General features: G+C 37.7%; 27 protein-coding genes. 3 read left to right on the top strand and 24 right to left on the bottom strand.

The window, feature by feature from the left end; all coding sequences use genetic code 11:
• Positions 1 to 38 precede the first annotated feature (38 nt).
• The 4 genes from J5J05_RS12070 to J5J05_RS12055 all read right to left on the bottom strand — a co-directional run bounded on the left by J5J05_RS12070 (position 39) and on the right by J5J05_RS12055 (position 4090).
• Complete coding sequence (locus tag J5J05_RS12070; RefSeq protein WP_208561008.1) at positions 39 to 1049, bottom strand: gluconeogenesis factor YvcK family protein; 1011 nt, start codon at positions 1047 to 1049, stop codon at positions 39 to 41.
• Positions 1049 to 1936, bottom strand: coding sequence for an RNase adapter RapZ (gene rapZ / locus J5J05_RS12065; protein WP_208560915.1), 888 nt, complete (start codon positions 1934 to 1936; stop codon positions 1049 to 1051). The genes J5J05_RS12070 and rapZ overlap by 1 nt, the downstream gene beginning before the upstream one ends.
• 196 nt (positions 1937 to 2132) lie before the next feature.
• A complete protein-coding gene (gene fghA / locus J5J05_RS12060) occupies positions 2133 to 2969 on the bottom strand; it encodes an S-formylglutathione hydrolase (protein WP_244244744.1) in 837 nt (278 codons plus the stop codon).
• A 5-nt stretch (positions 2970 to 2974) separates the two neighbouring features.
• Positions 2975 to 4090: an S-(hydroxymethyl)glutathione dehydrogenase/class III alcohol dehydrogenase gene (locus J5J05_RS12055; RefSeq protein WP_208560914.1), complete on the bottom strand. Its 1116-nt coding sequence runs from the start codon at positions 4088 to 4090 to the stop codon at positions 2975 to 2977.
• 123 nt (positions 4091 to 4213) lie between these two features.
• Here J5J05_RS12055 and J5J05_RS12050 point away from each other — a divergent pair, with 123 nt between their 5' ends.
• Positions 4214 to 4561 carry a winged helix-turn-helix transcriptional regulator gene (locus J5J05_RS12050; RefSeq protein WP_244244743.1) on the top strand — a complete coding sequence of 116 codons (348 nt, stop codon included), beginning with the start codon at positions 4214 to 4216 and terminating at the stop codon, positions 4559 to 4561.
• Positions 4562 to 4676: 115 nt separating this feature from the next.
• On the opposite strand, the gene J5J05_RS12045 is transcribed toward J5J05_RS12050, so the two are convergent.
• From J5J05_RS12045 to J5J05_RS11965, 17 genes are all read right to left on the bottom strand, one after another.
• Positions 4677 to 4871, bottom strand: coding sequence for a YgaP family membrane protein (locus J5J05_RS12045; RefSeq protein ID WP_208560913.1), 195 nt, complete (start codon positions 4869 to 4871; stop codon positions 4677 to 4679).
• Between the two features lie 154 nt (positions 4872 to 5025).
• The gene (locus tag J5J05_RS12040) at positions 5026 to 6759 is read right to left on the bottom strand and encodes a phospho-sugar mutase (RefSeq protein ID WP_208560912.1); all 1734 of its coding nucleotides are present in this window, start codon (positions 6757 to 6759) and stop codon (positions 5026 to 5028) included.
• A gap of 213 nt (positions 6760 to 6972) precedes the next feature.
• Positions 6973 to 7926 carry a thioredoxin-disulfide reductase gene (gene trxB, locus J5J05_RS12035; protein ID WP_208560911.1) on the bottom strand — a complete coding sequence of 318 codons (954 nt, stop codon included), beginning with the start codon at positions 7924 to 7926 and terminating at the stop codon, positions 6973 to 6975.
• Positions 7927 to 8013: 87 nt separating this feature from the next.
• Complete coding sequence (locus J5J05_RS12030; RefSeq protein WP_208560910.1) at positions 8014 to 8451, bottom strand: tetratricopeptide repeat protein; 438 nt, start codon at positions 8449 to 8451, stop codon at positions 8014 to 8016.
• Between the two features lie 206 nt (positions 8452 to 8657).
• A complete protein-coding gene (galU, locus tag J5J05_RS12025) occupies positions 8658 to 9596 on the bottom strand; it encodes a UTP--glucose-1-phosphate uridylyltransferase GalU (RefSeq protein WP_208560909.1) in 939 nt (312 codons plus the stop codon).
• 149 nt (positions 9597 to 9745) lie between these two features.
• Positions 9746 to 10747, bottom strand: coding sequence for an NAD(P)H-dependent glycerol-3-phosphate dehydrogenase (locus J5J05_RS12020; RefSeq protein WP_208560908.1), 1002 nt, complete (start codon positions 10745 to 10747; stop codon positions 9746 to 9748).
• Positions 10744 to 11436 carry an HAD-IA family hydrolase gene (locus J5J05_RS12015; protein WP_208560907.1) on the bottom strand — a complete coding sequence of 231 codons (693 nt, stop codon included), beginning with the start codon at positions 11434 to 11436 and terminating at the stop codon, positions 10744 to 10746. Before J5J05_RS12015 ends, J5J05_RS12020 begins: the two co-directional genes overlap by 4 nt.
• Positions 11437 to 11462: 26 nt before the next feature.
• Positions 11463 to 12338 (bottom strand): prolipoprotein diacylglyceryl transferase, encoded by an 876-nt coding sequence (lgt, locus tag J5J05_RS12010; protein ID WP_208560906.1) that lies wholly within the window; start codon positions 12336 to 12338, stop codon positions 11463 to 11465.
• An 18-nt stretch (positions 12339 to 12356) separates the two neighbouring features.
• Positions 12357 to 13295 (bottom strand): HPr(Ser) kinase/phosphatase, encoded by a 939-nt coding sequence (gene hprK / locus J5J05_RS12005; protein WP_208560905.1) that lies wholly within the window; start codon positions 13293 to 13295, stop codon positions 12357 to 12359.
• 288 nt (positions 13296 to 13583) lie between these two features.
• The gene (locus tag J5J05_RS12000; protein WP_208560904.1) at positions 13584 to 13919 is read right to left on the bottom strand and encodes a phage holin family protein; all 336 of its coding nucleotides are present in this window, start codon (positions 13917 to 13919) and stop codon (positions 13584 to 13586) included.
• Between the two features lie 2 nt (positions 13920 to 13921).
• Positions 13922 to 14236, bottom strand: coding sequence for a PspC domain-containing protein (locus J5J05_RS11995; protein WP_208560903.1), 315 nt, complete (start codon positions 14234 to 14236; stop codon positions 13922 to 13924).
• Between the two features lie 22 nt (positions 14237 to 14258).
• A complete protein-coding gene (gene liaX, locus J5J05_RS11990; RefSeq protein ID WP_208560902.1) occupies positions 14259 to 16001 on the bottom strand; it encodes a daptomycin-sensing surface protein LiaX in 1743 nt (580 codons plus the stop codon).
• A gap of 237 nt (positions 16002 to 16238) precedes the next feature.
• Positions 16239 to 19094, bottom strand: coding sequence for an excinuclease ABC subunit UvrA (uvrA, locus tag J5J05_RS11985; RefSeq protein ID WP_208560901.1), 2856 nt, complete (start codon positions 19092 to 19094; stop codon positions 16239 to 16241).
• Positions 19095 to 19279: 185 nt separating this feature from the next.
• Entirely contained in the window at positions 19280 to 19912 is a 633-nt protein-coding gene (locus J5J05_RS11980) for an HD domain-containing protein (protein WP_208560900.1), read from the bottom strand.
• 171 nt (positions 19913 to 20083) lie between these two features.
• Complete coding sequence (gene pnpS / locus J5J05_RS11975) at positions 20084 to 21880, bottom strand: two-component system histidine kinase PnpS (RefSeq protein ID WP_208560899.1); 1797 nt, start codon at positions 21878 to 21880, stop codon at positions 20084 to 20086.
• The gene (locus J5J05_RS11970) at positions 21877 to 22587 is read right to left on the bottom strand and encodes a response regulator transcription factor (protein ID WP_208560898.1); all 711 of its coding nucleotides are present in this window, start codon (positions 22585 to 22587) and stop codon (positions 21877 to 21879) included. The genes pnpS and J5J05_RS11970 overlap by 4 nt, the downstream gene beginning before the upstream one ends.
• Positions 22588 to 22657: 70 nt before the next feature.
• Positions 22658 to 23860: a PDZ domain-containing protein gene (locus J5J05_RS11965; RefSeq protein ID WP_208560897.1), complete on the bottom strand. Its 1203-nt coding sequence runs from the start codon at positions 23858 to 23860 to the stop codon at positions 22658 to 22660.
• A 188-nt stretch (positions 23861 to 24048) separates the two neighbouring features.
• Here J5J05_RS11965 and J5J05_RS11960 point away from each other — a divergent pair, with 188 nt between their 5' ends.
• Together J5J05_RS11960 and J5J05_RS11955 are read left to right on the top strand one after the other, a co-directional pair.
• Complete coding sequence (locus J5J05_RS11960; protein WP_208560896.1) at positions 24049 to 24432, top strand: CidA/LrgA family protein; 384 nt, start codon at positions 24049 to 24051, stop codon at positions 24430 to 24432.
• On the top strand, positions 24429 to 25139 hold the full coding sequence (locus J5J05_RS11955; protein ID WP_244244742.1) for an LrgB family protein: 711 nt from the start codon (positions 24429 to 24431) through the stop codon (positions 25137 to 25139). The genes J5J05_RS11960 and J5J05_RS11955 overlap by 4 nt, the downstream gene beginning before the upstream one ends.
• A gap of 75 nt (positions 25140 to 25214) precedes the next feature.
• Here the strand turns inward: J5J05_RS11955 and J5J05_RS11950 are convergent, their stop codons facing one another.
• The 3 genes from J5J05_RS11950 to J5J05_RS11940 all read right to left on the bottom strand — a co-directional run.
• Entirely contained in the window at positions 25215 to 26081 is an 867-nt protein-coding gene (locus J5J05_RS11950) for an IS3 family transposase (RefSeq protein ID WP_208560828.1), read from the bottom strand.
• Complete coding sequence (locus J5J05_RS11945; RefSeq protein WP_208560827.1) at positions 26045 to 26248, bottom strand: hypothetical protein; 204 nt, start codon at positions 26246 to 26248, stop codon at positions 26045 to 26047. The genes J5J05_RS11950 and J5J05_RS11945 overlap by 37 nt, the downstream gene beginning before the upstream one ends.
• Positions 26249 to 26306: 58 nt before the next feature.
• On the bottom strand, positions 26307 to 26591 hold a 285-nt coding region (locus tag J5J05_RS11940), incomplete at its 5' end, for a helix-turn-helix domain-containing protein (RefSeq protein ID WP_208560895.1).

The raw sequence follows: 26591 nt of genomic DNA, 5'->3' as shown, positions 1-26591 counted from the left end.
GTTTCCACTTCCTTTCTTGCCAACTCAAACGCTATCGGTTAAAAATTCGAAAAAGCTCTTTGTGAGTTAAAAGCTGTTCTGAAAATCTCTTCAGCTACTTTTTCTCCGTTATGATAGACGCCTTTATTTCTATACTCTAAGAAATCATCCGAAATAATAATCGGTACTTCCTTCTGCATTCCTTTAAAGTCATGATCGACTTGGAGTAAATTCTCTGTTGACTGTTCTTCTTCTACATATTCGTCAGGTACTTTTCCAATATTTGCCAAAGCGATATCTACAAATTGCTTCCCTAAATGTCGGTGCAATACTTGTATATGTTCAGCATCAGAAAGGGTCTCTGTCTCGCCAAGCTGGGTCATGATGTTACAGATATAGACAACTTTCGCCTCTGTATTCATGACAGCTTCTCCAAGATCTGGAATCATTAAATTAGGCAAAATACTTGTAAATAGACTTCCGGGGCCAAGTACGACCATATCGGCATCCATAATAGCAGAAACCACTTTTCTACTTGCTTTAATCGGATGCGATTCTCCCACACAAGATAAGGCAACATAATCAATCATTTTACCTGCTTTAGGAATCTTAGACTCCCCTTTTTCCGTTGATCCATCCATGTATCTTGCATTCAAAATTAAAGGTTCTTCTGCTGCTGGATAAACATGCCCTTTTACTTGCATCATTTTAGCCAATAATTGAATTGCTTCGTAAATATTGCCTTTCATATCTGCTGTGGCAGAGATAATCAAATTACCAATTGAATGACCAGCTAATGTTTCATCATCTGTTTTAAAACGATATTGAAAAATTTCTTTGAAAGTTTCTGGAATTTCAGATAAGGCAATGAGTACATTTCTTAAATCTCCCGGCGGTACAGCATTGATACTCTCTCTTAATGCGCCGCTACTTCCTCCGTCATCTGCAACTGTTACAACTGCTGTGACATCAGCATCCTTTTCTTTCAAACTTCTTAAAACAACTGGCAATCCTGTCCCGCCACCAATCACAACGATTTTTGGTCGTCTTTTTTTCTGTTTTGGATTCATCATGATCTTACGGTAGACTCCTTTGTTTTGTCCTTATCACGGTGCGTGATATGAACAAGATATCCGTCAGCTTGAATTTTTTGTCCTAATCTTTCCGCTAACGCTACTGAACGGTGTTTTCCACCCGTACAACCAATGGCGATTGTTACACTACTTTTACCTTCTCTTTTATATCCTGGAAGAGAGTAATCTAATAGTTCAGCAAATTTTTTATAAAATGGCGCTGTTTCAGGTTGCTGCATCACATAGTCGTAAACGGGTTTATCTAATCCTGTTTTGGGACGCAAATCTTCAATATAGTGAGGGTTCGGTAGAAAGCGAACATCCATCACGATATCCGCATCGATTGGCAGACCATATTTAAAGCCAAATGAGACCATTTCTACACGGAACATTTGCTTTTCCTTCGTCTTAAAGTTGCTGATCAATTCTTCTCTCAGCTGACGAGGCGTCATGTTGCTCGTATCAATCACGACTTGTGATCGGGTTTTTATATCTTCTAATAATTGTTTTTCTTTTCTAATACCTTCAATCGTTCGACCACTTGAAGCTAACGGATGTGACCGTCTTGTTTCTTTATAGCGGGAGACAAGTTCTTTTTCAGTTGCTTCCAAATACAATATGCGCGTTGTAATATGGGGACTATTTTCAACCTTTAAAATCATTTCTTTCATCTGTTCGAAAAAGTCTCTCATTCTTAAATCCATTACAAGTGCTATTTTAGAAAACTGTCCAGATTCTCTTACAAGATCCCAGAAAGTAGGTAATAAATTGGGTGGCATATTATCCACACAATAGTAGCCCATATCCTCAAAACTTTGCATCGCTACCGTTTTTCCTGCTCCACTCATACCGGTTATTACTACGAGCTCTATATTCTCTGCCACTTGTCAGCACTCCCCTAATGTATTTCCTTTAGTCGACGTTACTATGTCACTCACTCTAACCATTATAACATTCCGGGCGTGTCATGTATACAGCTCAGGGTAACTAATCAATTACTTATCGCTTTATTATTGTTTTCGTAAACAAAAAACAGATAGTATACGATTGTATACTATCTGTTCAAGCTACTTTTCCTGTTTACTTCTCATTTAGATGATTCATATGGAACTGAATGTGTTCTTCAATAAAAGTCGCAATCGTAAAATAACTGTGATCATGTCCATTTTCCAAACGATACTGAACAGCTTTACCTTTTGCTGCTTCCATAAAAGTTGCTTCCTCTAGTTGTTCCTTGTAGAATTGATCGTTCGTTCCTTGTGTGATCAGAATCGGCGGTACTACATCAGCTTGTTTGATCAAGTGAGTTGAGTCCCACTCCAACCAAGTATTTTTATCTTTACCAAGATACGCAGTAAACGCCTTTTCTCCCCATGGCACTTGTGTTGGGGTCAAAATCGGTGCAAATGCAGAAATCGACTTGAATCTATCAGCCTGTTTCAGACCTATCATCATTGCGCCATGTCCACCCATCGAATGCCCCATGATACTCTCTTTTCCAGAAAAATCTGGTATAAGCGCATGGACAACTTCAGGTAATTCTTCCGTAAGGTAGCGGTACATTTGATAATGTTCAGACCATGGTGCCTGTGTTGCATTCACATAGAAACTCGCACCTTTACCTAAGTCATAACTATCATCGTCTGCTACTGATTCTCCTCTTGGAGAAGTATCGGGTATCACTACGGCTACATCATTTTCTGAAGCAGCCTTTTGGAAACCACTTTTCTGACTGAAATTATTATCAGTACAAGTCAATCCAGATAACCACCAGATTAGAGACGTAGGCTGATGTTCAGATGCCAGCGGTAGATATAAGCTAAAGTCCATTTCGCAGTTTAAAACATCTGAGTGGTGACGATATTTCCGCTGTTCTCCTTTGAAAGATTGATGCGTTTCGACTAATGTTATTGCCATGCTTCTCACTCTCCAAACGTTAAGATCGTACGGATTGATTCTCCTTTGTGTAATAACTCAAAGGCATCATTGATTTCACTGAACTTCAAGTGGTGTGTAATGAATGAATCTAAATCAATCTCACCGTTCATATAATCATCGACCATACCTGGTAATTCAGAACGACCTTTGACACCGCCGAAAGCTGAACCTTTCCAGACCCTTCCTGTAACAAGTTGGAATGGACGTGTATGGATTTCTTGACCTGCACCAGCAACACCAATAATGATGCTTTCTCCCCAACCTTTGTGGCAAGCTTCCAGTGCAGATTTCATGACTTCAACATTACCAATACATTCGAAGCTGTAATCTACTCCGCCGTCTGTCATCTCAACGATTACTTCTTGGATAGGCTTGTCATAATCAGAAGGATTAATAAAGTCTGTAGCACCCATTTCTTTTGCTAAAGACCATTTGTCAGGGTTCATATCAATTGCAATGATTCGTTTAGCATTCGCTTTTTTCAATCCTTGAATAACCGCCAGACCAATTGCACCTAAACCGAAAACAGCTGTCACCGCATCTTCTTCAACTTGAGCTGTTTTCTCAACAGCACCAATACCTGTCGTTACTCCACAACCAAACAGACAAACTTTATCTAATGGTGCTTGTTCATCTACTTTTACTAAGTTGATTTCATTTACGACTGTGTATTCGCTGAATGTACTCGTGCCCATATAGTGATAAACTGGTTCACCGTTATAAGAAAAACGTGTTGTGCCATCTGGCATTAGTCCTTTTCCTTGTGTTTCGCGGACTGCCCCACATAAGTTAGTTTTACCTGATAAACAGAATTTACATTGCCCACATTCTGGTGTATAAAGAGGAATAACATGATCTCCTGGTTTAACAGAAGTAACATTTTCACCTACTGAAACAACTTCTCCAGCACCTTCATGACCTAAAACAGATGGGAAAATACCTTCTGGGTCTTCACCTGATAAAGTAAAGGCATCTGTATGACAGACAGATGTGTATAAAATTTTCACCATTACTTCATTTGCTTTTGGTTCCGCTACATCTAACTCTACTATTTTTAATGGTTCTCCTGGGCCAAATGCTACGGCTGCTTTACTTTTCATTGTTATGCCCTCTTTCTTCATTCTTTTGTATCGTAAGTCTTAATTGTATTGTATAATACACTAAAAGTGAATACTGACATTTTTGTCACTACTACTTTCATTTTACTTAAAGGATTGATTGATTTGATTGAATATAAAAATAAAACCTTTCCTACTAGCAAAGATTTAGCACTTTCTGTTGTTGGCGGCAGGTGGAAAATCAGTATTATATGGGCACTCTTGCATAACCCTTCTCTTCGATTGAGCGAATTCCAAAAAAAATTCCCAGATATTAACCAACGTATGTTGATCCGTCAACTAAGAGAACTAGAAGAAGATCAGATTATTTATCGTACGATCTATCCTGTTGTTCCACCCAAAGTGGATTATACGTTAACTAGCATCGGGCGAGACTTAGAACCCGTTGTTACTGCCATTTGTAACTGGGGAGATGAGTATGCCCACACACTCGAAAAAAGTGATTCAAAATAAAAAAGACCAGATAGAAACTGAAAAGAGATAGCCGGTACAAAACATTCATTTACTGGTTAATGTTTCGTACCTTCTCTCATTTCAATACTCTATCTGGTTTGATTTTCATCATTGATTATTCAGCTGTGTAGGTACTTGTACCTATAGCGTTATATAATTCACATTTTTTAGTTTTCCCAGATGCCAACAAAGCAATACCTAGTACACCTAGAATTTTACCCATACCTTTTGTGAAAATCAGATTCGGTACTAATGCTGCTCCAAAAACAATTCTAACTATACTGTCTAATTCTCCAACATTTCTATTCATACGTTCACTCCCTTTCTTTCTCTATTCTTTGTTCATTATAAAAGACTTTTCCTTATTCCTAAAGGAATACCCCTTATCTTACTGATGCACTAATCAAATTAAAAATCGCAAGACTACCTAAAAGAACCAGATAGTCTTGCGGTTTGAACAGTGATTATTGATTATCTACAATTGTTTGAATCGCTTTTTCAAAAGCTTCCATTTTTTCTTCAACAGCTACACCTGAATCATCAAATGCGGCAATATAGAATTTAATTTTCGGCTCTGTTCCTGAAGGACGTGCAGCAATCCAACTTGAATCGATCAAGCGATATTTTAATACATCTGCGGAAGGCATATCAATTGTTTCTTCTTCGCCTTCACAATTTATCCGTTTACCTGTTTTGAAATCTTCAACTTGTTCGATTTTGATTTCACCAAATTCTGTTGGAGAATCATTTCTTAATGTATCCATCAAGTTTTTGATTTTTTGGGCACCTTCAATACCATCCATTTTTATAGAGATTGTTTTCTCTTTGAAATGACCATGTTCATGATACAAGTCTTGAAGTGCATCAAAGCAACTGTAACCACGTTCTTTATGGTAAGCAGCCATTTCCGCAGAGATAACCAAAGCTTGTATAGCATCTTTATCACGTACGAACGGTTGAACTAAATAGCCATAGCTTTCTTCAAAGCCAAACATAAAGGTCTTGGATTGATCTGCTTCAAAATGCTTGATTTTCTCAGCAATAAATTTAAAGCCTGTCAATACATCAATCGTTTCTACACCATTCTTCTCAGCAATTGCTTTAGGCATATCACTAGATACGATAGATTTCAAAATCACACTATTTTTAGGTAAAATGCCTGTTTCACGGTGTGCTTTTAATATATAGTCCAGCATCAGACTGGCAATCTGGTTACCAGATAATACTTCATACTTACCTTTTGCCGTTCTAACAGCCATACCTAAACGATCAGCATCAGGGTCAGTGGCAATTAGAATATCCGCATCTATTTTACAGCCTAGTTCGATGGCTTTTTCAAAAGCAGCTGGATCTTCTGGATTAGGAGATTTAACAGTTGAAAATTCTGGATCTGGTTCTGCTTGCTCAGGCACTAGGTGGATATTGCGGAAGCCAGCTTGTTTTAAGGCTTTTTCTCCAATCATCTTACCTGTTCCATGCAATGGTGTGAAAACAATGGTCAAGTCGTTTGCTACACGATCTACTAGATTAGGATCAATCGTGACTGTTTTCATTGCTTCTAAATAAGCTTTATCAACATTTTCGCCAATCATTTCCAGTAAACCTTGTTCTTTTAATTTATTCTCGTCTGCTACTTCAATAGACAATACATCTTCTACACTTCTAACCATTTCTGTCAGTGCATCCGCTTCTTTAGGAGGTAATTGACCACCATCTTCGCCGTACGTTTTGTAGCCATTGTATTCAGGTGGATTATGACTTGCAGTGATCATAATACCAGCAGCAGCTTGTAAGTGGCGTACTGCAAAAGATAATTCAGGTGTTGGTCGTAGACTTTCAAAGACATACGCTTTGATACCATGTGCACCTAATGTTTTTGCGGATTCTATCGCAAATTCTTGGGACATATGACGAGAATCATAAGCGATTGCAACGCCGCGGCTTTTAGCTTCTTCGCCTTGCTCTTTTTCGATAAACAGTGCGAGACCTTCTGTTGCTTGACGTACCGTATAGATATTCATACGATTGATTCCAGCACCAATAATCCCTCTCATACCTGCCGTACCAAACTCAAGCGGAGCGTAAAATGCATCTTCTAGCTTCGATTCATCTTTTTCAGATTTCTCTAAATCTGCGCGTACATCAGCATCCAATTCAGCATCATTTTTCCACGTCTTATAAGTTTCCTGCCAGCTCATATTAAAACCTCTCTTTTATCATTAATTTATTCGTTAGTACAATTGTACCATTTTTGTTTATATTATGCATGATATTTGATATAAAAGGCTTTCATCATACCTTTCATTATATTAGCCGATAAAAGATTTATTTATGAAAAAAGCACAAGAGACTATTGAGTGGATTAGACCACTCGTACTCCTGTGCTTTTATTCGTTTACTGGTTAAAGTGATTAAGCGTGCGCTTTTTCTAATTGCTCTTTTAATTCCTCAACGTACTGGTAAGCTGCATTTCCTGCAATAGATCCATCTCCAACAGCCGTTGCAACTTGGCGAAGTACAGTTTTACGAACATCGCCGATGGCAAAGATACCAGGGACGCGTGATTCCATGTTCTCATCTGTTTCGATCCAACCCTCTTCATCCGTAATACCAAGTGAACGGAATTGATCCGAGTTTGGTAAGATACCGATGTAGATAAACGTACCGCCAGCTTCAAGCGTTGAAACGTCTCCTGTTTTCAGGTTGCGTATTCTAACACCACTAACTGCTTGATCGCCTTCAATTTCTTCAATCACTGAATCCCATACAAAATCGATTTTCTCGTTTTTGAATGCACGATCTTGAAGAATTTTTTGTGCACGGAGAGAATCTCTTCTGTGAACAATGGTTACTTTGCTTGCGAATTGTGTCAAGTACGTTCCTTCTTCGACAGCTGAATCTCCGCCACCGGCAACAATGACATGTTTGCCTTTAAAGAAAGCCCCATCACAGACAGCACAGTATGAAACACCTCTACCATTTAATTCAGCTTCACCTGGGACACCTAATTTTTTGTGTTCTGCACCAGTAGCTAAGATGATAGAGCGTGTACGGAATGTCTTAGAAGAAGTAACGATTTCTTTGTATTCTTCCCCATTGATGATTTCTTGAACATCACCATAAGCATATTCAGCACCAAATTGCTGCGCACCTTCGTACATTTTAGTCGAAAGATCAGGACCTAAAATACTACTAAATCCTGAATAATTTTCTATTTCGGCCGTATTATTCATTTGTCCACCTGGTAAGCCACGTTCAAGCATCAATGTAGAGAGATTTGAACGGGAAGCATATAACCCTGCAGTGAGTCCTCCTGGTCCAGCGCCGATAACAATAACATCATATATTTTTTCAATAATTTCCATTAGAGAGCTCCTCTCGGTTGTTCTTATCCTTATTATAGTAGAAAATCAGGTAGATAATCCACTATTAAAACTTACTTTTAGTAAGTTTTAATCTTTAGGTCTTTTTCCTGACAATTGTTGTTCAATCATTTTTTTCATTTCGTCTGCTTCTGCTGAATAGGTACCATTTTGTCTAGCACCTCTATACACATCCAGCATGGCTTTTGCTGTTTCGTAATCTTCTAAGTGAATATAATTCGTTGCTTGAAAAAAATAGATGTCATAATATTTTTTAGATTCGTTTTCTAAAACATCATTTAATACAGCAATTGATTTTTCAAATTCAAAGGAATGTTGGTAAATCAATGCCAATTGCACATTACCGAAGATTCTCTCATCTATATTGGCAGCAAGACTAAGTCCTGTTTTGAAATGTTTTTCTGCCTTTTTAAAGTCTTTTTTTTCATAGGCAATCATTGCTCGTCCATAGTAGGTTCTAGCACTGGGAATAAGTGAAATCACCTGATGCTCATCCGCTTGTCTCAATCAAGACACTCCCCCTTTAACAATTAAAGCAACTCTTTCAATAGTATATCTTTTATATTTAATTGTAAATAGTTCTACGTCAAATGTTACTACAACTCGTTATACTTTCTATATTATAGCAAAAGTCCCTAGTAAATAAATACTGAACTTATTTCTCGTACAAAAAACATTGCCCACTTTAATGAGTAGGCAATGTTTCTAAAAGATTATTTAGCTTTTTTATCTTCTAATTCATGTGATTCTGCATCCATTTTTGATTCAGCGCCACCATTTTCCAACTCTTTGGCTAGTTCAATAATATAATTTCTTAAATTGTCTTTTACTTGTGGATGTGTGAGTCCATATTGAATCGTTGTTTTCAAGAAACCAAATTTATCGCCTACGTCAAAACGGTCACCTTTAAATTCTTTCGCGAAAACGCGTTGGGTTTTATTCAAGGCATCAATCGCATCTGTTAATTGAATTTCTCCACCAACACCAGGTTCTTGTTTTTCAAGCAAGTCAAAGATTTGTGGCGTCAACAAGTAACGACCAATAATCGCTAAATCACTTGGTGCATCTTCTGGTTGAGGTTTTTCTACAAATTTACGTACGTTATACAAACCTTCTTCAGCTTCAGCTTCTGGATCAATGATACCGTAGTTAGATGTTTCTTCATGAGGTACACGCATAACTGCAATATTTGATGCATGTGTTTTTTCGTAACCTTCAATCAGCTGTTTGGTCAAAGGTACTTCATCTGCCATCACATCATCACCAAGCATGACAACAAATGGCTCATCTCCAACAAATGCTTTTGCTTGAAGAACTGCATGACCTAAACCTAATGGATAAGATTGTCTAGCGAAGTATAAGTTCAAACCAGTTGTTTCTTCTACTAGTTTTAATAAGTCATGTTTACCTTTCGCGCGAAGACTTTCCTCAAGCTCAGGGTTAGAATCAAAATGATCCTCGATTGGACGTTTCAGCTTCCCAGTGATGATTAGAATATCTTCGATACCTGAAGCAATCGCTTCTTCTACAATGAATTGAATAGTTGGTTTATCAACAATTGGAATCATTTCTTTCGGCATTGCCTTCGTTGCGGGCAAAAAACGTGTTCCGTAACCAGCTGCTGGAATAATCGCTTTTCTTACCTTTTTCATTTCTTTCTTCTCCTTTTTCATTCAGATCTCCTTCATTTTACATAATTTTATGTAGAAAGACTTCGTCTTCCTTCTACATTTAAGTAGACTTATTTTCACTCGATAGTTGAATCAATACAGCGCTTCATGCTGACATCGGTTATCCGCTTTTATTCTGATTTTCCTTCTCGTTGCATTAAATCCAGTATAACACATTTTACTTCTGCGTCACTATAAACTACTTCGTAGATTGCTGCCGTGATTGGCATATCAATTTTATATTCTTGAGCAAGTTCGTATGCGGCCTTCGTCGTTGAGATCCCCTCAACAACCATTCCCATCTCGTTCAAAATGGTATCTACTTGCTGCCCTTTTCCTAGTAAGTTACCCGCACGCCAATTCCTTGAATGCGGACTTGTACAAGTAACGATTAGATCTCCAACACCACTAAGTCCCATGAAGGTTAGTGGCTCAGCACCCATTGCTACACCCAATCTTGTGATCTCCGCAAGACCTCTTGTCACAAGTGCCGCTTTTGCATTATCACCAAAGCCCATTCCGGCTATTGCACCTGCGCCTACTGCGATAATGTTTTTTAAAGCTGCACCAATCTCTACACCTACAATGTCTTGATTGGTATACACTCTAAAGTAGTCATTTATAAACAAAGCTTGAACGACTTTAGCTTGCTCTTCTTCCTCACAAGCAGCCGTTATCGTAGTCAAGTCGTCAGCCATCACTTCTTCGGCATGACTGGGACCTGACAATGCAACGACACCTGTTCGAGAAGTCAAAGCAATCTCTTCTTCAAGAATCGTGGAGATTCGTTTATGGGTCTGCTGTTCAAGCCCTTTCGAAGCGTGCACGATCAACTTTGGCACTTCTATAAACTGATTAACTTGCTGAGCAAGTGACCGAATGGCCTTAGTGGGTACAACGAATACAATAACTTCAGCACTATGAACAGCTTTTTCAAGATTAGTCGTCGCAGTTAGTGCTTCTGGTAAAACAGCGTCTGGTAAATAAGTTTTGTTGGTATGCTTTTGATTGATTTCATCAACTTGATCCTGATTGCGGCTCCAAAGCGTAACTTGGTGACCATTTTCAAACAATACTTTCGTTAAGGCAGTTCCCCAAGAACCTGCTCCTAGTACAGCTACTTTTTTAGTCACTGTTTAGGCGCCTCCTCTACTATTCGCTGCATGCGATTGTTGGTTTCAGATTCTCCAAGAATCAACGTCGTTAATTCAGCCATCGATTTCACTTGATAAGTGGGATGACAAGGCGCAATCTCTTCTGATGTTTTCTGCGACCATTCTACGAACACACTCGGAATACCTGCATTCGTTGCGGATTCAATATCGTGAGGATTGTCACCAATCATGATTGCTTCATTGTGTGGAACATTCAATGAAGCTAGTGCCCTGTAAACCGGTTCTGGATGAGGTTTAAAATGCGTATAAGATTGCGACCCGATAATCACATCAAATAGCCCTTCCAATCCTAAAACTCGAATCCCACGCTCAATCATATCATTTCGTTTGGTAGAGACAACGGCTAATTTCACACCATGATTTTTTAATTGTTGTAATGCTTCTTGGACGCCATCAAACAGCGAAATCATTTCATCATGTAGACTCGCATTAAGATCTCTGTAGCGGTTAATGGTTTCTTCTGCTTTATCTGGCACTAATGTTTCATAAACTTCCGTTAACGATGGCCCATTAAACTGGCGAACAGAGTCCATCGTATAAACGCCTGGAAATAATTCCTCTAATATCGTCAAATGTGTACGATTAATCAACTCATTTGAGTTGGCAAGTGTGCCATCAAAATCAAATAGTGCTGCTGTATATTCCAAAAATGAATTCCTCTCTATCTAAACAATTATTTACTTTTTTGCGCAGCCTTTTGCTTTTTTTCAGCAAATGTTTTTTCAGGCAATAAGCCTTCTGTATAGTAAGGTGGCGTTGGATACTGGTAGAAGCGTCTATATAAAATCAAAGCTACTGCCCCAACAAACAGAAGAACCGAAAGAACTTGAGACACGCGAAGTGGTCCTAGATATAAGCTATCTGTACGCATCCCTTCGATCCAAAACCGTCCCATACTATACCAAGCTACGTATCCTAACGCGACTTCTCCTCTTCTTAAAACGCCCTCTTTACTACGGACGATCATTAAGACGATAAAGCCCACTAAATTCCATAATGACTCATACAAAAAAGTCGGATGGTAATAGACGCCGTTGATATTCATTTGTTCAATCACAAAATTAGGTAACATCAGCCGTTCTAGAAAAGATCGAGTTACTTCGCCACCGTGGGCCTCTTGATTAACAAAGTTTCCCCAACGACCGATTGCTTGTGCAATCATGACGTGTGGCGCAAGTACGTCTAGTAACAACCAAACGGGTACGTTTCTTTGCTTACTGAACCACAACAGTGTTGCAAAACCAGCTAATAAACCGCCATAAATAGCGATTCCGCCTTCCCATATGTAAAAAATACGTATAGGGTCTTGCAAATAAACATCTAATTCAAAGAGAACATAATAAATTCTCGCCCCTATTAATCCTGCGGGAATCGCTCTAAAAGCGAGATCGACAATAAAGTCCTCTTCAATCCCTCTTTTTTCACCTTCTCTAATACTTAGCCAAACAGCTAAAAACATCCCTGTAACAATAATAATACCGTACCAAGCAACGGTTAAAGGACCCAGTCTTATAGCGACTGGATCGATTGCACCTAATTGATTACTCATAGCCTTATATCCTCCATACTAGACATCTTCTGAATTTTTCTTGATCAGTTGCTCAAGATTACGCTCGAATGTTTCAGTCGCATCATAACCCATTTGTTTTGCGCGAATATTCATTGCAGCAATTTCAATGATAATAGACAAGTTACGACCTACACGAACAGGTATGGATAATTTTGGTACATCGACATTAAAGAATCTCATATTCTCGAGATTATTACCTAGTCTGTCATATTGACGATTTCTATCCCAATGTTCTAGATTCATCACTAAATCAACTGTCTTGCTCGTCCGAATAGAACCTACACCAAACAGATTCACGACATCAATGACACCAATCCCACGAATCTCGATTAAATGTCTTAAAATTTCAGGTGGTTCTCCTATTATACGGTGCTCATCCATCATGTACAGTTCAACACGATCGTCGGCGACTAATCGATGGCCACGTTGAATCAATTCTAACGCTGTCTCTGATTTACCAATGCCGGAATCTCCTATGATTAAAACGCCCATACCATAAATATCTACTAGCACTCCGTGCTGAGAAATTCTTTCTGCTAGACGTTCTTCCAGAAAGTTCGTTACATTAGATGAGAGTCTCGTAGTTGGTCTTGTAGATACTAAAACGGGAATACCCTTTTCTGAAGCAGCTTTAATCAATTCTTTAGGGGGTTCCTGATTTCTCGAAACTAGGAATGCTGGCGTATCACCTTGGCACATTCTTTTCATGATAATATATCGTTCATCACTTGTCATACGCTCGACAAAAGAAAGCTCTGTTCTCCCAAGTAGTTGTACTCGGTTCTGTGGATAAAAACTAAAATATCCAGTCAACTCAAGTGCAGGTCGAGATAAATCACTGATAGTAATATGTCTTTCTAGATTATCTTCTCCAACAATGACCTTAATGTCGTTCATTGCATCGACTAATTGTTTAATCGTAACTGTATTCGTCATATTACGCTCCTTTACTACGATTCAATGCTTTTAATACTCCTTTATTGAGTCATTGATCATGTTTTCTTTAAGTTGGTTTGTAAGCATTCTGGATTCTATCGTGTTATCTGCTTCAAACTAATAAGCACTTACATCATATCATAATTGACTTATGGTTTATAGTAGCTATCACCCACCGAAATCAGCATTCATTTAATTTAGAACAATTAAAAAGACCTTTTATCTCAGAGAATAGATACTGAGATAAAAGGTCTAGATTAACGCTTATCATAAACGGTCTCTTACGTTTCACTCGTACCCGTTACTGAAAAATGCATTCAAAGCTGAAACGATCAGCGCCACAAACAGTGACATACCGAATGAACTGAATTCAAATCCACTGACCAATGCTGCAGTGAGCCACAACATCAATCCATTAATGACGAAATAAAATAATCCAAGTGTCAGAAAAGTAATGGGTAGAGACAAAATCACTAAAACCGGTTTAACAAACAGATTCAACCCTGCAAAGACAACCGCTGCAATCAGTGCTGTTTGCCATGTTGCGATTTGGAAACCACTAAGGAATCCTGCCAACGCTAGAAAAATAACCGTATTAGCAAGAATTCTTTGCCACCATTTCATAATTAAAAGTCACTCCAGTCATCCTCGTCCACTTTTTCTGCTTCTTTTCTCTTAGACTCTTTAGAGTTTGAGAATGGATTAGGACGATCGCCATAAGCGTTAAAATTTCTTGACTGATCGGATGATTTAGAACTTTTACCATCAGGCATTAGTAAGGCAGCAAATAGATATAACGGAACGGTTATTCCTACTCCTGCAAAAGTTGCGACAACAACGATTACACGTAAAAGTACGGGATCCACGTTGAAGTACTCTCCGACGCCCCCAAGGACACCGAAGATCACTGCATTATTTTTTGATTTTCTTAAATTACCCATTATAAATGACCACCTTTATTTATTATGATTTATCTGAATCTTTTAAGAGAATGTTCCCAGAAGTTGTTTGGGCTGTTAATTGAAGTACTTTACCTTCTCTAATACGATTGAATTTTAGTTTAGTTGCCTGTTTAGACTGAACATCAATATCTGTCAATCTAGACTTAACTTCACCAAAGACAGTTTTTGCTTCGCCTTCAATATCTAGTGATTTAGGAATAGCGATTTTGACGTTACCATTGACTGAGCTTGCTTTGATTCTTGTCATTTCTTTATTGTTCAATGTCAACTTCACTTCTCCGTTTGTCGTAGAAACATCCGCGCTTAAAGGGGATCCGTTGAATATAACAGAACCACTCACTGTACTGACCAAGAAATCTCTGATATCTGAGTCTTGAACTTGTACCGTTCCATTTGTTCCTTTAACTTCAAGCATCACTACATTTGTATTCTTGAATGCCATGTTACCATTCGTCGATTTAACAAACACATCTTTACCTTCGAATGACTTGAACTGAACGTCTCCATTCAATAACTTGATTGAAGTATAGTCATATACTCGTTTTGGTAGTGAGATCGTAACGATTGCTTCAATGCGTTTATTTGGTACATGGAAGATGAACCGATCTTCGTCTACTTCAATTTGACTACGTTCTTCAAATGCTGCTAATGGTGTTTCTTCGTCTATTTTACCATAAATTTTAACTTTTGCAGAAATCTTGATCGTATCATCTGAGCTGGCTTTTAATTTAAGCTTCCCGTTTGCTAGTTTGAAATCTAAAATACTAGCTGTGGTATTCTCAAAAGTCCATTCGTTTTCAAAATTAGTAGAAGCTAATTTTGGTACGCGAATATTGATGTCTTTCCAGTCAAAATTCTCAAGAGCAGAATTGAACGATCCTTTGACAGATTGTGCTTTTTCACTCTTCATTGACGTTGAGACAGATTCACGAATGAACTTACCAAGCTCTTTACCGCTAGCCTCTAATTGTTTGCCCGCTTTCGTCAATGTTTCAGAAGCATCGTCTTTCCAATTTTCTGGTAGTTCTAATTTATCAGAGACTTGTTTAGCTTTATTGGTCCATTGTTTCATTTTTGTCGCATGTAATTGTTTCATCACAGCTGTTTTTTGTGTTTGGACTTCTTCAAGTTCTGCTTCAAGCGTTTCGACCTCTGCTTCAAGATCAGCTACTTGTTCAGCTGTCTGGGGATCTTTTCTCGCTTCTAGTTTTTCTAATGCTGCTCTAGTCGATTGAATATCTGCTTTTAATTCTGCTACTTCAGCAGTATTATCTAACTCATCGATTTTTTGGATTAAAGACAATTCTTTTTCCAAATTCGCTAAATCTGTTTGAATTTCTGAGCGTTCTTGTGATTTACGCATTTTAGATCCTTCACGTAAGTCATTGAGTTCAGCTTTTTTATTGTCTAATTTTCTTTTCTTATCTGATAACTGGTTATTTACTTGGTCAAGCTCAACAGAGTATTGATTGATTTCAGTAGCCAAGGTTTCCAGTTCTTTTTCTAACTCATCATTTTGCGCAGCTTTTTTTTCTGTTTCGTCATCTGCTTTATTTTCGTCTACTGAAGAATAAATAGGCTCTTCTACGTCGCCAGTGACATTGGGTGATTCTGTTTGTTCAAATTCTCTGTCTTCATTTTGTTTATTCTCTTTTTTGACCAAAGACTCTAACAGATCTAAGCCTTCCTGAGTTGAAATGACACCGTTTTTGACTAATTCTAAAATTCGTTCTCTCTCTTGCATGTTTTTTCCTCCCATTCGATTCTTCTACCATTATCGTCTGTTGTGTTTAACATTCATTTTACGTAACTTGATTCAATACCTTAATGAATAGATCATTTCTTCTACCCGTATCTATAGTATGCAACATCTATAAAAAAATGTCATAGGACTTGCGACTGATATTTGGGTTTAATTTAGTTTGAAACGATCGATACACACAAAAGCCTTCAAAGGATACCCTTCGAAGGCTTCGTAACATTAGTTCGTTTTTAATTGTTCTTTACGCTTAGTTTCTTTTTCTAAGACTTCTTTCAGGTAGTACCCTGTATAACTTTCGTTGACTTGAGCTAATTCTTCAGGTGTACCGGTAGCTAAAATTGTCCCACCACCAGCGCCCCCTTCTGGTCCTAAGTCGATCACGTAGTCTGCTACTTTGATGACATCTAAATTATGCTCAATAACAAGTACAGTATTACCTGCCTCAACGAGTCTATCCAACACGACAAGTAGTCTAGAAATATCATCTGCATGCAAGCCCGTTGTCGGTTCATCTAAAATATAGAAGTTATGACCACTTTGTCTTTTATGCAACTCACTCGCTAGCTTCATCCGTTGTGCTTCCCCACCCGATAGTGTAGTGGCTGGCTGACCAAGTGTCATGTATCCTAAGCCGACATCAATGATCGTTTGCATTTTTCTAGAAATTTTCGGAACATTTTCAAAGAATTCTGCAGCTTCTTCAATGTTCATTTCCAGTACTTCTGCGATGTTTTTACCTTTATATTTCACTTCCAGTGTTTCTGAGTTATATCTTGTTCCATGACAAACCTCACAAGGAACATAAACATCTGGCAAGAAATGCATTTCGATTTTTAGTATACCGTCGCCTTTACAAGCTTCACATCTTCCGCCACGAACGTTGAAACTAAAGCGGCCTTTTTTATACCCACGCATTTTCGCTTCATTTGTTTTAGCAAACAAGTCTCGAATATCATCGAAGACACTTGTATAAGTGGCAGGATTACTTCTAGGTGTACGCCCAATAGGGCTTTGATCAATATCGATAATTTTTTCAATACCTTCGTAACCAGAGATACTTTTATGCAAACCGGGTTTTGCTTTCGACCGACCAACTTCTCTAGATAAGGCTTTTCTCAATATACCATTTACCAAAGAACTTTTTCCTGATCCAGAAACGCCTGTTACAGCTGTAAATCTACCCAATGGGAAAGAAACATTTACGTTCTTAAGATTATTTTCCTTCGCACCTTTAATGACGACTGCACCGAGATCTTCTGAACGACGCGTTTCCGGAACGGCGATAAATTTTTCTCCAGAAAGATAAGCGCCCGTCAAAGAATCCTTATTGTTTTCAATTTCCTCTGGTGTTCCACTTGCAACGATATTACCACCGTGCTCTCCAGCACCTGGTCCAATATCTATTAGATGATCCGCTGCTCGCATTGTATCTTCATCATGCTCTACTACAATTAATGTATTGCCTAAATCACGCATATTTTTCAAAGAATCGATCAAACGATTATTATCCCTTTGATGTAACCCAATAGAAGGTTCATCTAAGATATAAAGTACACCCGAAAGGTTTGATCCAATTTGAGTCGCTAGTCGGATTCGCTGTGCTTCTCCCCCCGATAAGGTACCGGCTTTACGGCTCAATGTCAGATAATCAAGCCCCACATTTTTAAGAAATCTCAATCGATCCAATATTTCTTTTTGAATCGGTAAAGCAATTGTCGTGTTCCGTGAAGACAAGTCCATACGATCAAAAAAGCTGTGTGCTTGATCGATAGAATAACCACTGACGTCACCGATGTCTTTTCCAAGAACCTTTACAGATAAAGCTTCTCTGTTCAGTCTCTTTCCTTTACAAACAGGACATTCTAGTTCTGTCATGTACTGAAGCATCTGGTTTCTTGTGAAATCACTATTCGTTTCTTTATATCTTCTTGAAATATTCGGCAAAATACCTTCGAAAGGAATCATGGTATCTCTGACACTTCCAAAATCATTTTTGTAATGGAAGTGAAATTTTTTATCTTTTGACCCATTTAAGATTGTATCTTGGTCATTCTTCGAAAGTTCTTCAAAAGGAACATCTGTCTTAATGCCAAAATGCTCACAAGCTTGAGCCAACATTTGCGGGTAATAATTTGAACTGATTGGGTTCCAAGGAATAATGGCGCCATCATCAATAGAAAGAGATTGATCTGGAATAACAAGATCAATATCGACTTCAAGGTTTGTACCTAAACCATCACAAGCTGAACAAGCGCCAAAAGGTGCGTTGAATGAAAACAGTCTTGGTTCAATTTTAGGTAAAGTGAATCCACAATGTGGACAAGCATAATGTTCACTGAATAATTCTTCTCTATCTCCAATGAAATCAGCAATCACAAACCCGTCTGCTAAGCTAAGTGCAGATTCAACAGACTCAAATAGACGAGAACGAATCCCTTCTTTAATAACAATTCTATCAACAACAACTTCTATCGTATGTTTTTTATTTTTCTCAAGCTCGATATCGTCTCCAATATCCATCATTTCGCCATTAACTCTTACTCGAACAAATCCTTCTGACTTGATTTTATCTAATACTTTTTTGTGTTGTCCTTTTTTACCTTTGATGATTGGTGCTAAGATTTGAAGTTTTGTTTTCTCTGGATTTTCTAGAATTTGATCGACCATCTGCTCTACTGATTGACTAGAAATCTCCGTTCCATCATTCGGACAAATCGGTGTCCCAATGCGCGCAAACATTAGTCGCATATAATCATTGATTTCTGTAGCAGTACCGACAGTAGACCTAGGATTATTGCTAGTGGTCTTCTGATCAATTGATATTGCTGGGCTTAAACCATCAATACTATCGACATCTGGCTTATCCATTTGTCCAAGAAACTGTCTTGCGTAGGCTGAAAGAGACTCTACGTATCGACGCTGTCCTTCTGCATACAGCGTATCGAAGGCTAACGAGCTTTTTCCCGAACCAGACAGCCCTGTCATGACAACAAATTTATCTCGTGGTATCGTAACATCAATATCTTTGAGGTTATGCGAACGGGCACCACGTACAACAATTTTATCGTTACTCATCAATTACATCATTCCTTCTACTTAAAGTCTAGCCAACTTCAAAACAAGTTTCTGAACATGGCCCTAGTCGATCTATTCATTCTTTATGATACACAACGAAGAGGTAAGCGGACTTCTCCCTTACCTCTTCTTCCTACTCTATTATAGCACACACGTTCTACTTTTGCGAATGTTTGTTCTGTATGTTAACCTTTGAGAATCTTGCTTGTTCTACTTTCTAAATCTGCTTGATTAGTAAATTCTCCACTGATCAAGTCAGGTAGAATCTCTCGTAAGAAATATTGGACACTCGCTAATTCTTTGAACTCTAATATCGTAAGGAGAGACTCTTCATAAATTTCTGTGAAAAGAGATTCAGGATTGCCTTTTTGAATTTCTCCAAATGATTCATAGAGTAAGTCTACTTTATCAGCTACAGAAAGAATTTGTCCTTCAAGTGAATCATCTTTTCCTTCTTTAAATCGGTTTCGATAGGTTTCTTGGAATTCTTCTGGAATTTCTTGATCGATAAAATGGTGCGCCATCGTTTCTTCAACATTTGCGAGTCTTTCTCTTAAATCTGGATCTGCGTATTTCACTGGTGTTTTGATATCACCGATAAAAATTTCTGTATAGTCATGGTTTAAGGCTTTTTCATATAAAGAACGCCAATCCACTTCTTTTCCTGATTGTTCTTCAACAGTTCCTAAGAATTGTGCAACTTGCGTGACTTTAAATGAATGCGCTGCTACCGAGTGTTCCTCATACTTGAATTTTCCCGGACAACGATTGATTTTTTCTAGATCACTTAAACTTTTAAAGTACTCATGCATACCCATTTGATCATCTCCTTTTATTTAGATAGCCAGTTTTGGATAAATTTTCACTATATTATCAGTTCAGTCGATTAAATGCAACTGCTTATTTATTGTAGTATGGACAGTGACCAGAAAGCAATCATCTTGATTCAAAAAAAATAGCTAGCCCCAAATTCAAGGCTAGCTGCTCTATTAACGTTTAAGATTTGTTCTATTCTCAAACACTTTGGGTAAATAAACTTCAAAAATGGTTCCTTTATCTACTTCACTGTTTAGTTCAATATGACCATTTAGATTTTCGACCAAGTATTTTACGATTGAAAGCCCTAGTCCTGTGCCTCCAGCATTTCTACTACGTGCTTTATCTACTCGGTAAAATCGTTCAAAAATCCTTGATTGCTCTGATTGCGGAATACCGATCCCATTATCTCTTACCTTAATCATAACTTCTTGATCCAAGTAGGACATCTCCACAACGACTTCCCCATATTCTGGTGTATAAGAAACAGCATTCCCCACTAAATTGAGTATAATCTGCTTCAATTGATCGTGATCAACTTCCAATTGAACATGCTTAGGATCAATAATCCTTAGCTCCATTTTCTTGAGCTCCGCTTTTTGCTGTAATATCTGGAAGACTTCTTTTACAACAGCTTTTGCTTCAATCGATTCTACATTCATTCGGATCTGTTTTTGCTCCAATTTGGATAATTGTAAAATGTCTTGAACCATTAAATCTAGTCTACTGCTCTCTTTTAACATGATCTCCAGAAATTCAATGAGCACTTCGCGATCTTCCATTGCACCATCTAGCAGGGTTTCGCTAAACCCTTTTAACGCTGTGATTGGCGTACGCAACTCATGAGAAGCATTGGCTACAAAATCAGTCCGTACAGTTTCCAGTCTTCTGATCTCTGTTATATCGTAAAGTAGTACAATTAAATTCGTTGTTCCTTGAATTCTTCCAGGTATAGGGACAATATTGGCATCTACGATACGTTCATCTTGTAAAAACAAGGAGATTTCCCGATTTTGCAATCTTTTCTTCTCAAACGCCGCTTCAATCAACTGATTCAATCCATAGCTCTTAATGACTTCAAGATAGCTATGACCGATTTTTCCGTAAAGATTTTCTCCCAACGTTTCGTTCATGATCGGATTGACCATCTCGATTTCGCGGTTTTCGTTTAATACCATTACACCAATAACCAAATGATTGATAAGCTCTTTCATTCTTTTGTCATTCTGCTTGATCTCTTGCATCTGAGATTCTAAATTTCCAGCAAGATCATTGATCGTTTGACCTAAATCGTCTATTTCATGATAAGAGGTCGAACGGTAACGCGTACTATATTTCTGATGTGAGAGCTTGTGCGTGATTTGCTTGATCTCTTCAATCGGATCTCCAATTCTTCTAGTCCAATAATAGGTAAACAAAACCGTTAAAAGAAGAGAAATCCCCATAAAAACGAGTAGGAATCTTAGAAGTTCGTCTGTTACACCTGTCATTTCTTCGACTCGTTTAGAAAGTCTCAATATACCAATCGTTTCTCCACTTGTGTCTAGTAATGGTGTAGCTGTATAGTAACGTAAATCCTCCGTACTCGTACTAATCCGGTCATAAGTTCCAATCATTTCACCATTCAACACGGCTTGGATCTCTGGACGATCAAGATGATTTTCAATCACATTCTGATCAGCATGAGAATCATAGATAACATTACCTGTTAAGTCAATCAGTGTAATTCGTTCAGAAATAGCTGCCGCTGCTTTTTCAATTCCAGGTAACACTTCTTCTATATCATCTTGGGAATCTACTGTACCATTTAATTGACTTTGTAAGGTGACCAGTTGCGACTCTAAATCTTCTCCTTGCTGTTCTAGACCTTGCTGAACGAAAACATTGGAAGAGATATAAAAGAAAATAAACGAGAAAATACCAAATACCACAAGGAAAAAAAGAAGTATTCGACCTCTCAGTTGCTTCATTTCGGTTCCTCTAATTTATAGCCAAAGCCTCTAGCTGTTTTTATATATTGTGGGTTCTTTGTTTCTTTTTCAATTTTTTCTCTCAAATGACTGATATGCACGTCGACGATTCTAGTCTCTCCCGCAAAATCGTAATCCCATATCGCATTCAATAATTGTTCTCTACTTAAAATCCGATTTTGCCGTCTTGCCATGTATAACAATAGATCGAATTCTTTCGGTGTACACTCAATCAATTCCCCTTTTAGGCGAACTTCGTATTGCTCAGGAAAAATTTCTACATCCTTAATGATAATCGATTTTTCATTAGATTCTTGTCTATCATCTTCCACATCGCTTACTTTTTCGTATCTTCTGAAGATGGCTTTCATACGTGCCAAAACTTCTCTTGGACTAAATGGTTTAGTCATGTAATCGTCGGCACCAATTTCCAATCCAATAATTTTATCGATTTCTGAATCTTTTGCTGTCAACATAATAATCGGTGTATCAACTTTTTCCTGTCTCAAACCTTTACAGATATCGATACCATCTTTTGAAGGAAGCATCAAATCCAATATGATTAAATCATATTGACCGGTACTCGCCATTTCATAACCTTCTTGACCATCAAGTGATGAAGTCACTTGATAGCCTTCTTTTTCCAAATTATATGATAATAATTTGACGATTGATTGCTCATCTTCCACAATTAAAACTTTTTTCATCGCTTAAAATCCAATCCTTTCGTCTAAACCTATTTAGCCTTACACAAGTTGATTTCGAAAAACAAAGTGACTATTTCACAATATTGATTTCCTCTAAGGTAATCAAACCTAAATCATGCGGATCGTCTTCATAAATGGCCGTTTCGGACAAGATAATTTCATTATCTACTCTGTTCACTTTCAAATGGCAGTATGCACGGTTTGAGAATAAGGCCTCGTTTAAGTCTTCACTCGTGTGTAACTGTCTTTCGTTACACTCTAGCAAAGCGTCTCCGATACCAATACCCATTTTTTCAGCAGGGCTTCCTGGCCTCACCGCGATCACTCTCAATCCTTGTTCAGCTGGACCGAATCGGAAACTCCATTTTTGTTCTCGTTTACGGTGACGATATAGCGCAAGAAAACCACCGATAATCAAGAACAACAACCCAATTGCAGCAACTTCTTTCATCCAGAACGATAAAGCAAACAACACGATTCCAATCACTGATAAACCAACAAAATCTTTTAACAAGCGATCCTTGGCTTCACCTGGAATTTGAGCTTGCACAGTGTATCGCAACCCCATCAATACGGGCAAAAGGAAAAATGAATACGTTTGATTCCCAATAGTAAATACTGGCCACCAATCAAAGAAAGGTTGGAATCCATTACCGGGTATAATCAATAATAACGGCACTAACCAAAATGGCGTCATGCGATACTTCGCTACTAGTTTCCCGCGTTTAGTCGCTAAGAACCTAGGAATGAATTTCGACATGTTGCCTGTACTTAATACAAAAACCGTACTTAATAAAAGCAAAAGTGCGATGATAAAGCTTACTTGCGTCAATTCATAAGCCACTGGTAGTCCTTCATTCAATGGACTAAACCAATTTTCTGGAACGGTAGCTATTTGATCGGTTGTTACACCAAAAAAGGTTAATCCAAGCATCAATAGACTAGTTGCAGAAAAAGTAAAAATTGGATGAATAAATCGATAACCTAGCCCTAACGCTAGTATGGTGACGATTTGATATAAGATAATCCAATCTAACGTAATCGGCATTCCAATACCGACCGTTATGGCAGAAATCAACAAGCCTGGCGCAAGCCCCCATAAAAGAAACCTTTTTATTTCAAAATTATCTTTATAAACCGTTGCGCGTAATTGCTTACGGTCGTAACTAATTCTTCTACTCTTAGAAACTATCACTAAAATCACACCAACGATAAACAATGGTTGGATAAGAAATAGGCCAAAAGCGAGTAGTAAACTCTGTAGTATATTCATTATTTTTTTGCACCTTTCTTATTTTCTTTCTTTATTATTTTAACACATCTTAAGAAAAAGTTATGTACTCGATTGTATTTATAACCGGTTTTTCCTAATGGTTCTTCGCAACCTTTTTGATCTCTATAGACTATGCTATACTATTTAGAATGAATCTTACTTGAAGGTTTAAAAAAGGAGTGAACTTCGTGAAAATATTGCAACAATTTGGCTGGATTTTATTTTATTCACTACTTGGTAAACTGATTGCCTATAGTCTTCCATTCTCAGTACCGGGAAGTGTTATCGGTATGATTCTTTTATTTTTTTCTTTACACTTCGGACTTTTAAAAATGGAAAAAGTTGAAATGGTCGGTCATTGGCTAACTCAAAATATGGCCATATTGTTTGTCCCAGCAGCTGTCGGTTTGATGGTTTACTTTGAAATGATACTTTCTATGTGGTGGCAAATTGGAATTATTTCACTGATTTCTACTTCTACCGTGATGATCAGTGTTGGTAAGACAGTTGAATTTACTAAACGAAAAAGACAAACTCGTTTAAATCAAAATAAGGTAGAGGAATTTGAATGAAAGAAATGATTACAGATACTCATATGTTTGGTCTGCTTTTGACCATTAGTGCTTATACATTAGGCCATCACTTACACAACCGTTGGCCTTACCCCATCTTTACACCACTGATTTTTTCAGTGATTTTGATTATCAGCGTACTGGTGGTATTCGATATTGATTATGAAACTTTCCTAATCGGTGGTGATTTTATTGATATGCTGATTACGCCAGCTACTGTATCACTAGCCATCGTACTAGAAAAAAATGTTCGCTATCTCAAGAAATATTATCCTTCAATATTATTAGGTATTGGCGTTGGTGCAATTGCTCATACTTTAGTCGTTACTCTTTTCATGGTCTTGTTTAAATTTGATCAGCTGATTTTTGCCTCTTTCTTTTCTAAAAGTATTACTACAGCGATTGCTGTTAGTATTTCAGAATCCTTGGGTGGTATCGAAGCTTTGACACTTGCTTTAGTTATCGTAACGGGTACATTAGGCGCAGTTATTGGACCTATCTTGTTTAAATTGACCAATATTACCGATCCGATCGCGCAAGGTGTTGCGTTAGGAAGTGGCGCACACGCGATGGGTACGTCTAAAGCGATTGAACTTGGCGACGTGCATGGAGCGATGTCTGGTCTTTCCATTATTCTAACCGGTATTGCGTATGTGATGCTTGCTCCGCTTACACAATTTCTAGAAATGCTATTTATCTATCAATAAAATCTGCTTATACGATAAATAAAAAAGCTAGTCCAAGACAATATGGTGCTTACCCCTAAAAGTTAGAGTTTAATATTATGCAGCCATTTGGCTGGTTTTTGTTCGGTATTCAACTGGACTTAAACCAGCCAATTTTTGTTTTCCACGAACTGTATTATACCATTCGATATAATCCTCGATTTCTTTCTTAAGTTCCTCATATGTCAATAGAGATTCTCCGTGATACATTTCTTGTTTCATAATGCCGAAAAAATTTTCTATCACAGCGTTATCAGAACAAGTTGCTTTACGAGACATACTTTGAAATACTTTATTTTTTTTCAGGCAATTTCTCCACTTTTTATGCTGGTAATGCCATCCTTGATCAGAGTGGATGGTCGTTCGAACGGTAGCGTTATTTTTAATCACTTGAATCGCTTTTTCTAAAGGTTGCACAACGAGATCTAACACAGGACGTTTACTGATGCCAAAGGAAATGATTTCTCCGTTATATAAATCCATAATAGGATTGAGATAGAGTTTTTCGTCTCTAAGACACTTCAATTCGGTGATATCTGTTACCAATTTTTGTAAAGGATATGGTGTAGAAAACCGTCGGTTTAAAAGATTTCTTGCTAGTTTGCCTACTGTTCCTTTGTACGAGTTGTATTTACGTGTTTTGCGTGTGAATTTTATACATTTCAGATTAAGTTCTTTCATCAATCGATAAACTTTTTTGTGATTAATCGTTATGCCAGATTTATTCAATTCTTTTGTAATTCTTTTGTATCCATATCGCTCTTTGAATTGGTAAAAAAGCTTTGAAATAAGTTCCTTTAAGGATAAATCATCATTCTTATTATTCAAATATTTCATATGATAGTGGTAGGTAGCCTCAGGAATCCCTATCACTACAAGCACATCTTTTAATTTGTATCCTTCTTCTTTAAGTTCGAATGCCACTGTTGCTTGTGCTTTTCGAGAAAGGCATTCGGGTTCTTCTCGTAAGCTTCTAATTTTTTTAAGTAGGCATTCTCCAATCGGAGAAGCTCATTTTCTCGTTCTAATTCTCTTTCTCTAGACATCTTTTGAAGATCTTTTTCTGTCTGTTTTTTAGGTTGTTTTGACATAGAAGGTCGCCCCTTAATTTTTGGTTTCAGGCCTTCTATTCCCTCTTTACTGAAAGCTCTATTTCCAGTTCGCTATAATGGAATCTTCTCTGATTCCGAAGGAATGAGCTGTTTCTTGATAAGAAGCACCTGTTCGTTTCATAAATTGTATTACATCTAATTTAAAATGAACAGAGTAGACCTCCTTTGACTCTTTCCTTCTTAATCCCTCATTACCTAAATGCTTGAAGCGGTGAACCCATTTTTTGATAGGCGAGATACTAGGAATACCATATTTTTTAGCTAACAAGGTATAGCCCAAAGGACCATCTAAATATTCTTTTACAATTTTATTTTTAAATTC

The sequence above is a fragment of the Marinilactibacillus kalidii genome (assembly GCF_017599325.1).
Classification (GTDB): Bacteria; Bacillota; Bacilli; order Lactobacillales; family Carnobacteriaceae_A; genus Marinilactibacillus; species Marinilactibacillus kalidii.
Note: the sequence above shows the minus strand (reverse complement) of the source record. Positions and strands in the feature narration are given on the sequence as shown.

What these genes read in the sequence shown, in the direction of transcription:
- J5J05_RS11970 (WP_208560898.1), bottom strand. Translation starts at nt 22,587, where the DNA reads ATGAAAAAAGTTTTAATTGTGGAAGATGAGCAATCAATCGTCAAATTA.
- uvrA (WP_208560901.1), bottom strand. Translation starts at nt 19,094, where the DNA reads ATGAGTAACGATAAAATTGTTGTACGTGGTGCCCGTTCGCATAACCTC.
- J5J05_RS12070 (WP_208561008.1), bottom strand. Translation starts at nt 1,049, where the DNA reads ATGAATCCAAAACAGAAAAAAAGACGACCAAAAATCGTTGTGATTGGT.
- J5J05_RS12055 (WP_208560914.1), bottom strand. Translation starts at nt 4,090, where the DNA reads ATGAAAAGTAAAGCAGCCGTAGCATTTGGCCCAGGAGAACCATTAAAA.
- J5J05_RS12045 (WP_208560913.1), bottom strand. Translation starts at nt 4,871, where the DNA reads ATGAATAGAAATGTTGGAGAATTAGACAGTATAGTTAGAATTGTTTTT.
- hprK (WP_208560905.1), bottom strand. Translation starts at nt 13,295, where the DNA reads ATGACGAATACAGTTACGATTAAACAATTAGTCGATGCAATGAACGAC.
- J5J05_RS11955 (WP_244244742.1), top strand. Translation starts at nt 24,429, where the DNA reads ATGAAAGAAATGATTACAGATACTCATATGTTTGGTCTGCTTTTGACC.
- fghA (WP_244244744.1), bottom strand. Translation starts at nt 2,969, where the DNA reads ATGGCAATAACATTAGTCGAAACGCATCAATCTTTCAAAGGAGAACAG.
- J5J05_RS11965 (WP_208560897.1), bottom strand. Translation starts at nt 23,860, where the DNA reads ATGAATATACTACAGAGTTTACTACTCGCTTTTGGCCTATTTCTTATC.
- pnpS (WP_208560899.1), bottom strand. Translation starts at nt 21,880, where the DNA reads ATGAAGCAACTGAGAGGTCGAATACTTCTTTTTTTCCTTGTGGTATTT.
- J5J05_RS11980 (WP_208560900.1), bottom strand. Translation starts at nt 19,912, where the DNA reads ATGGGTATGCATGAGTACTTTAAAAGTTTAAGTGATCTAGAAAAAATC.
- J5J05_RS12040 (WP_208560912.1), bottom strand. Translation starts at nt 6,759, where the DNA reads ATGAGCTGGCAGGAAACTTATAAGACGTGGAAAAATGATGCTGAATTG.
- trxB (WP_208560911.1), bottom strand. Translation starts at nt 7,926, where the DNA reads ATGGAAATTATTGAAAAAATATATGATGTTATTGTTATCGGCGCTGGA.
- liaX (WP_208560902.1), bottom strand. Translation starts at nt 16,001, where the DNA reads ATGCAAGAGAGAGAACGAATTTTAGAATTAGTCAAAAACGGTGTCATT.
- J5J05_RS12000 (WP_208560904.1), bottom strand. Translation starts at nt 13,919, where the DNA reads ATGAAATGGTGGCAAAGAATTCTTGCTAATACGGTTATTTTTCTAGCG.
- J5J05_RS11945 (WP_208560827.1), bottom strand. Translation starts at nt 26,248, where the DNA reads ATGTCAAAACAACCTAAAAAACAGACAGAAAAAGATCTTCAAAAGATG.
- galU (WP_208560909.1), bottom strand. Translation starts at nt 9,596, where the DNA reads ATGAAAAAGGTAAGAAAAGCGATTATTCCAGCAGCTGGTTACGGAACA.
- J5J05_RS11995 (WP_208560903.1), bottom strand. Translation starts at nt 14,236, where the DNA reads ATGGGTAATTTAAGAAAATCAAAAAATAATGCAGTGATCTTCGGTGTC.
- lgt (WP_208560906.1), bottom strand. Translation starts at nt 12,338, where the DNA reads ATGAGTAATCAATTAGGTGCAATCGATCCAGTCGCTATAAGACTGGGT.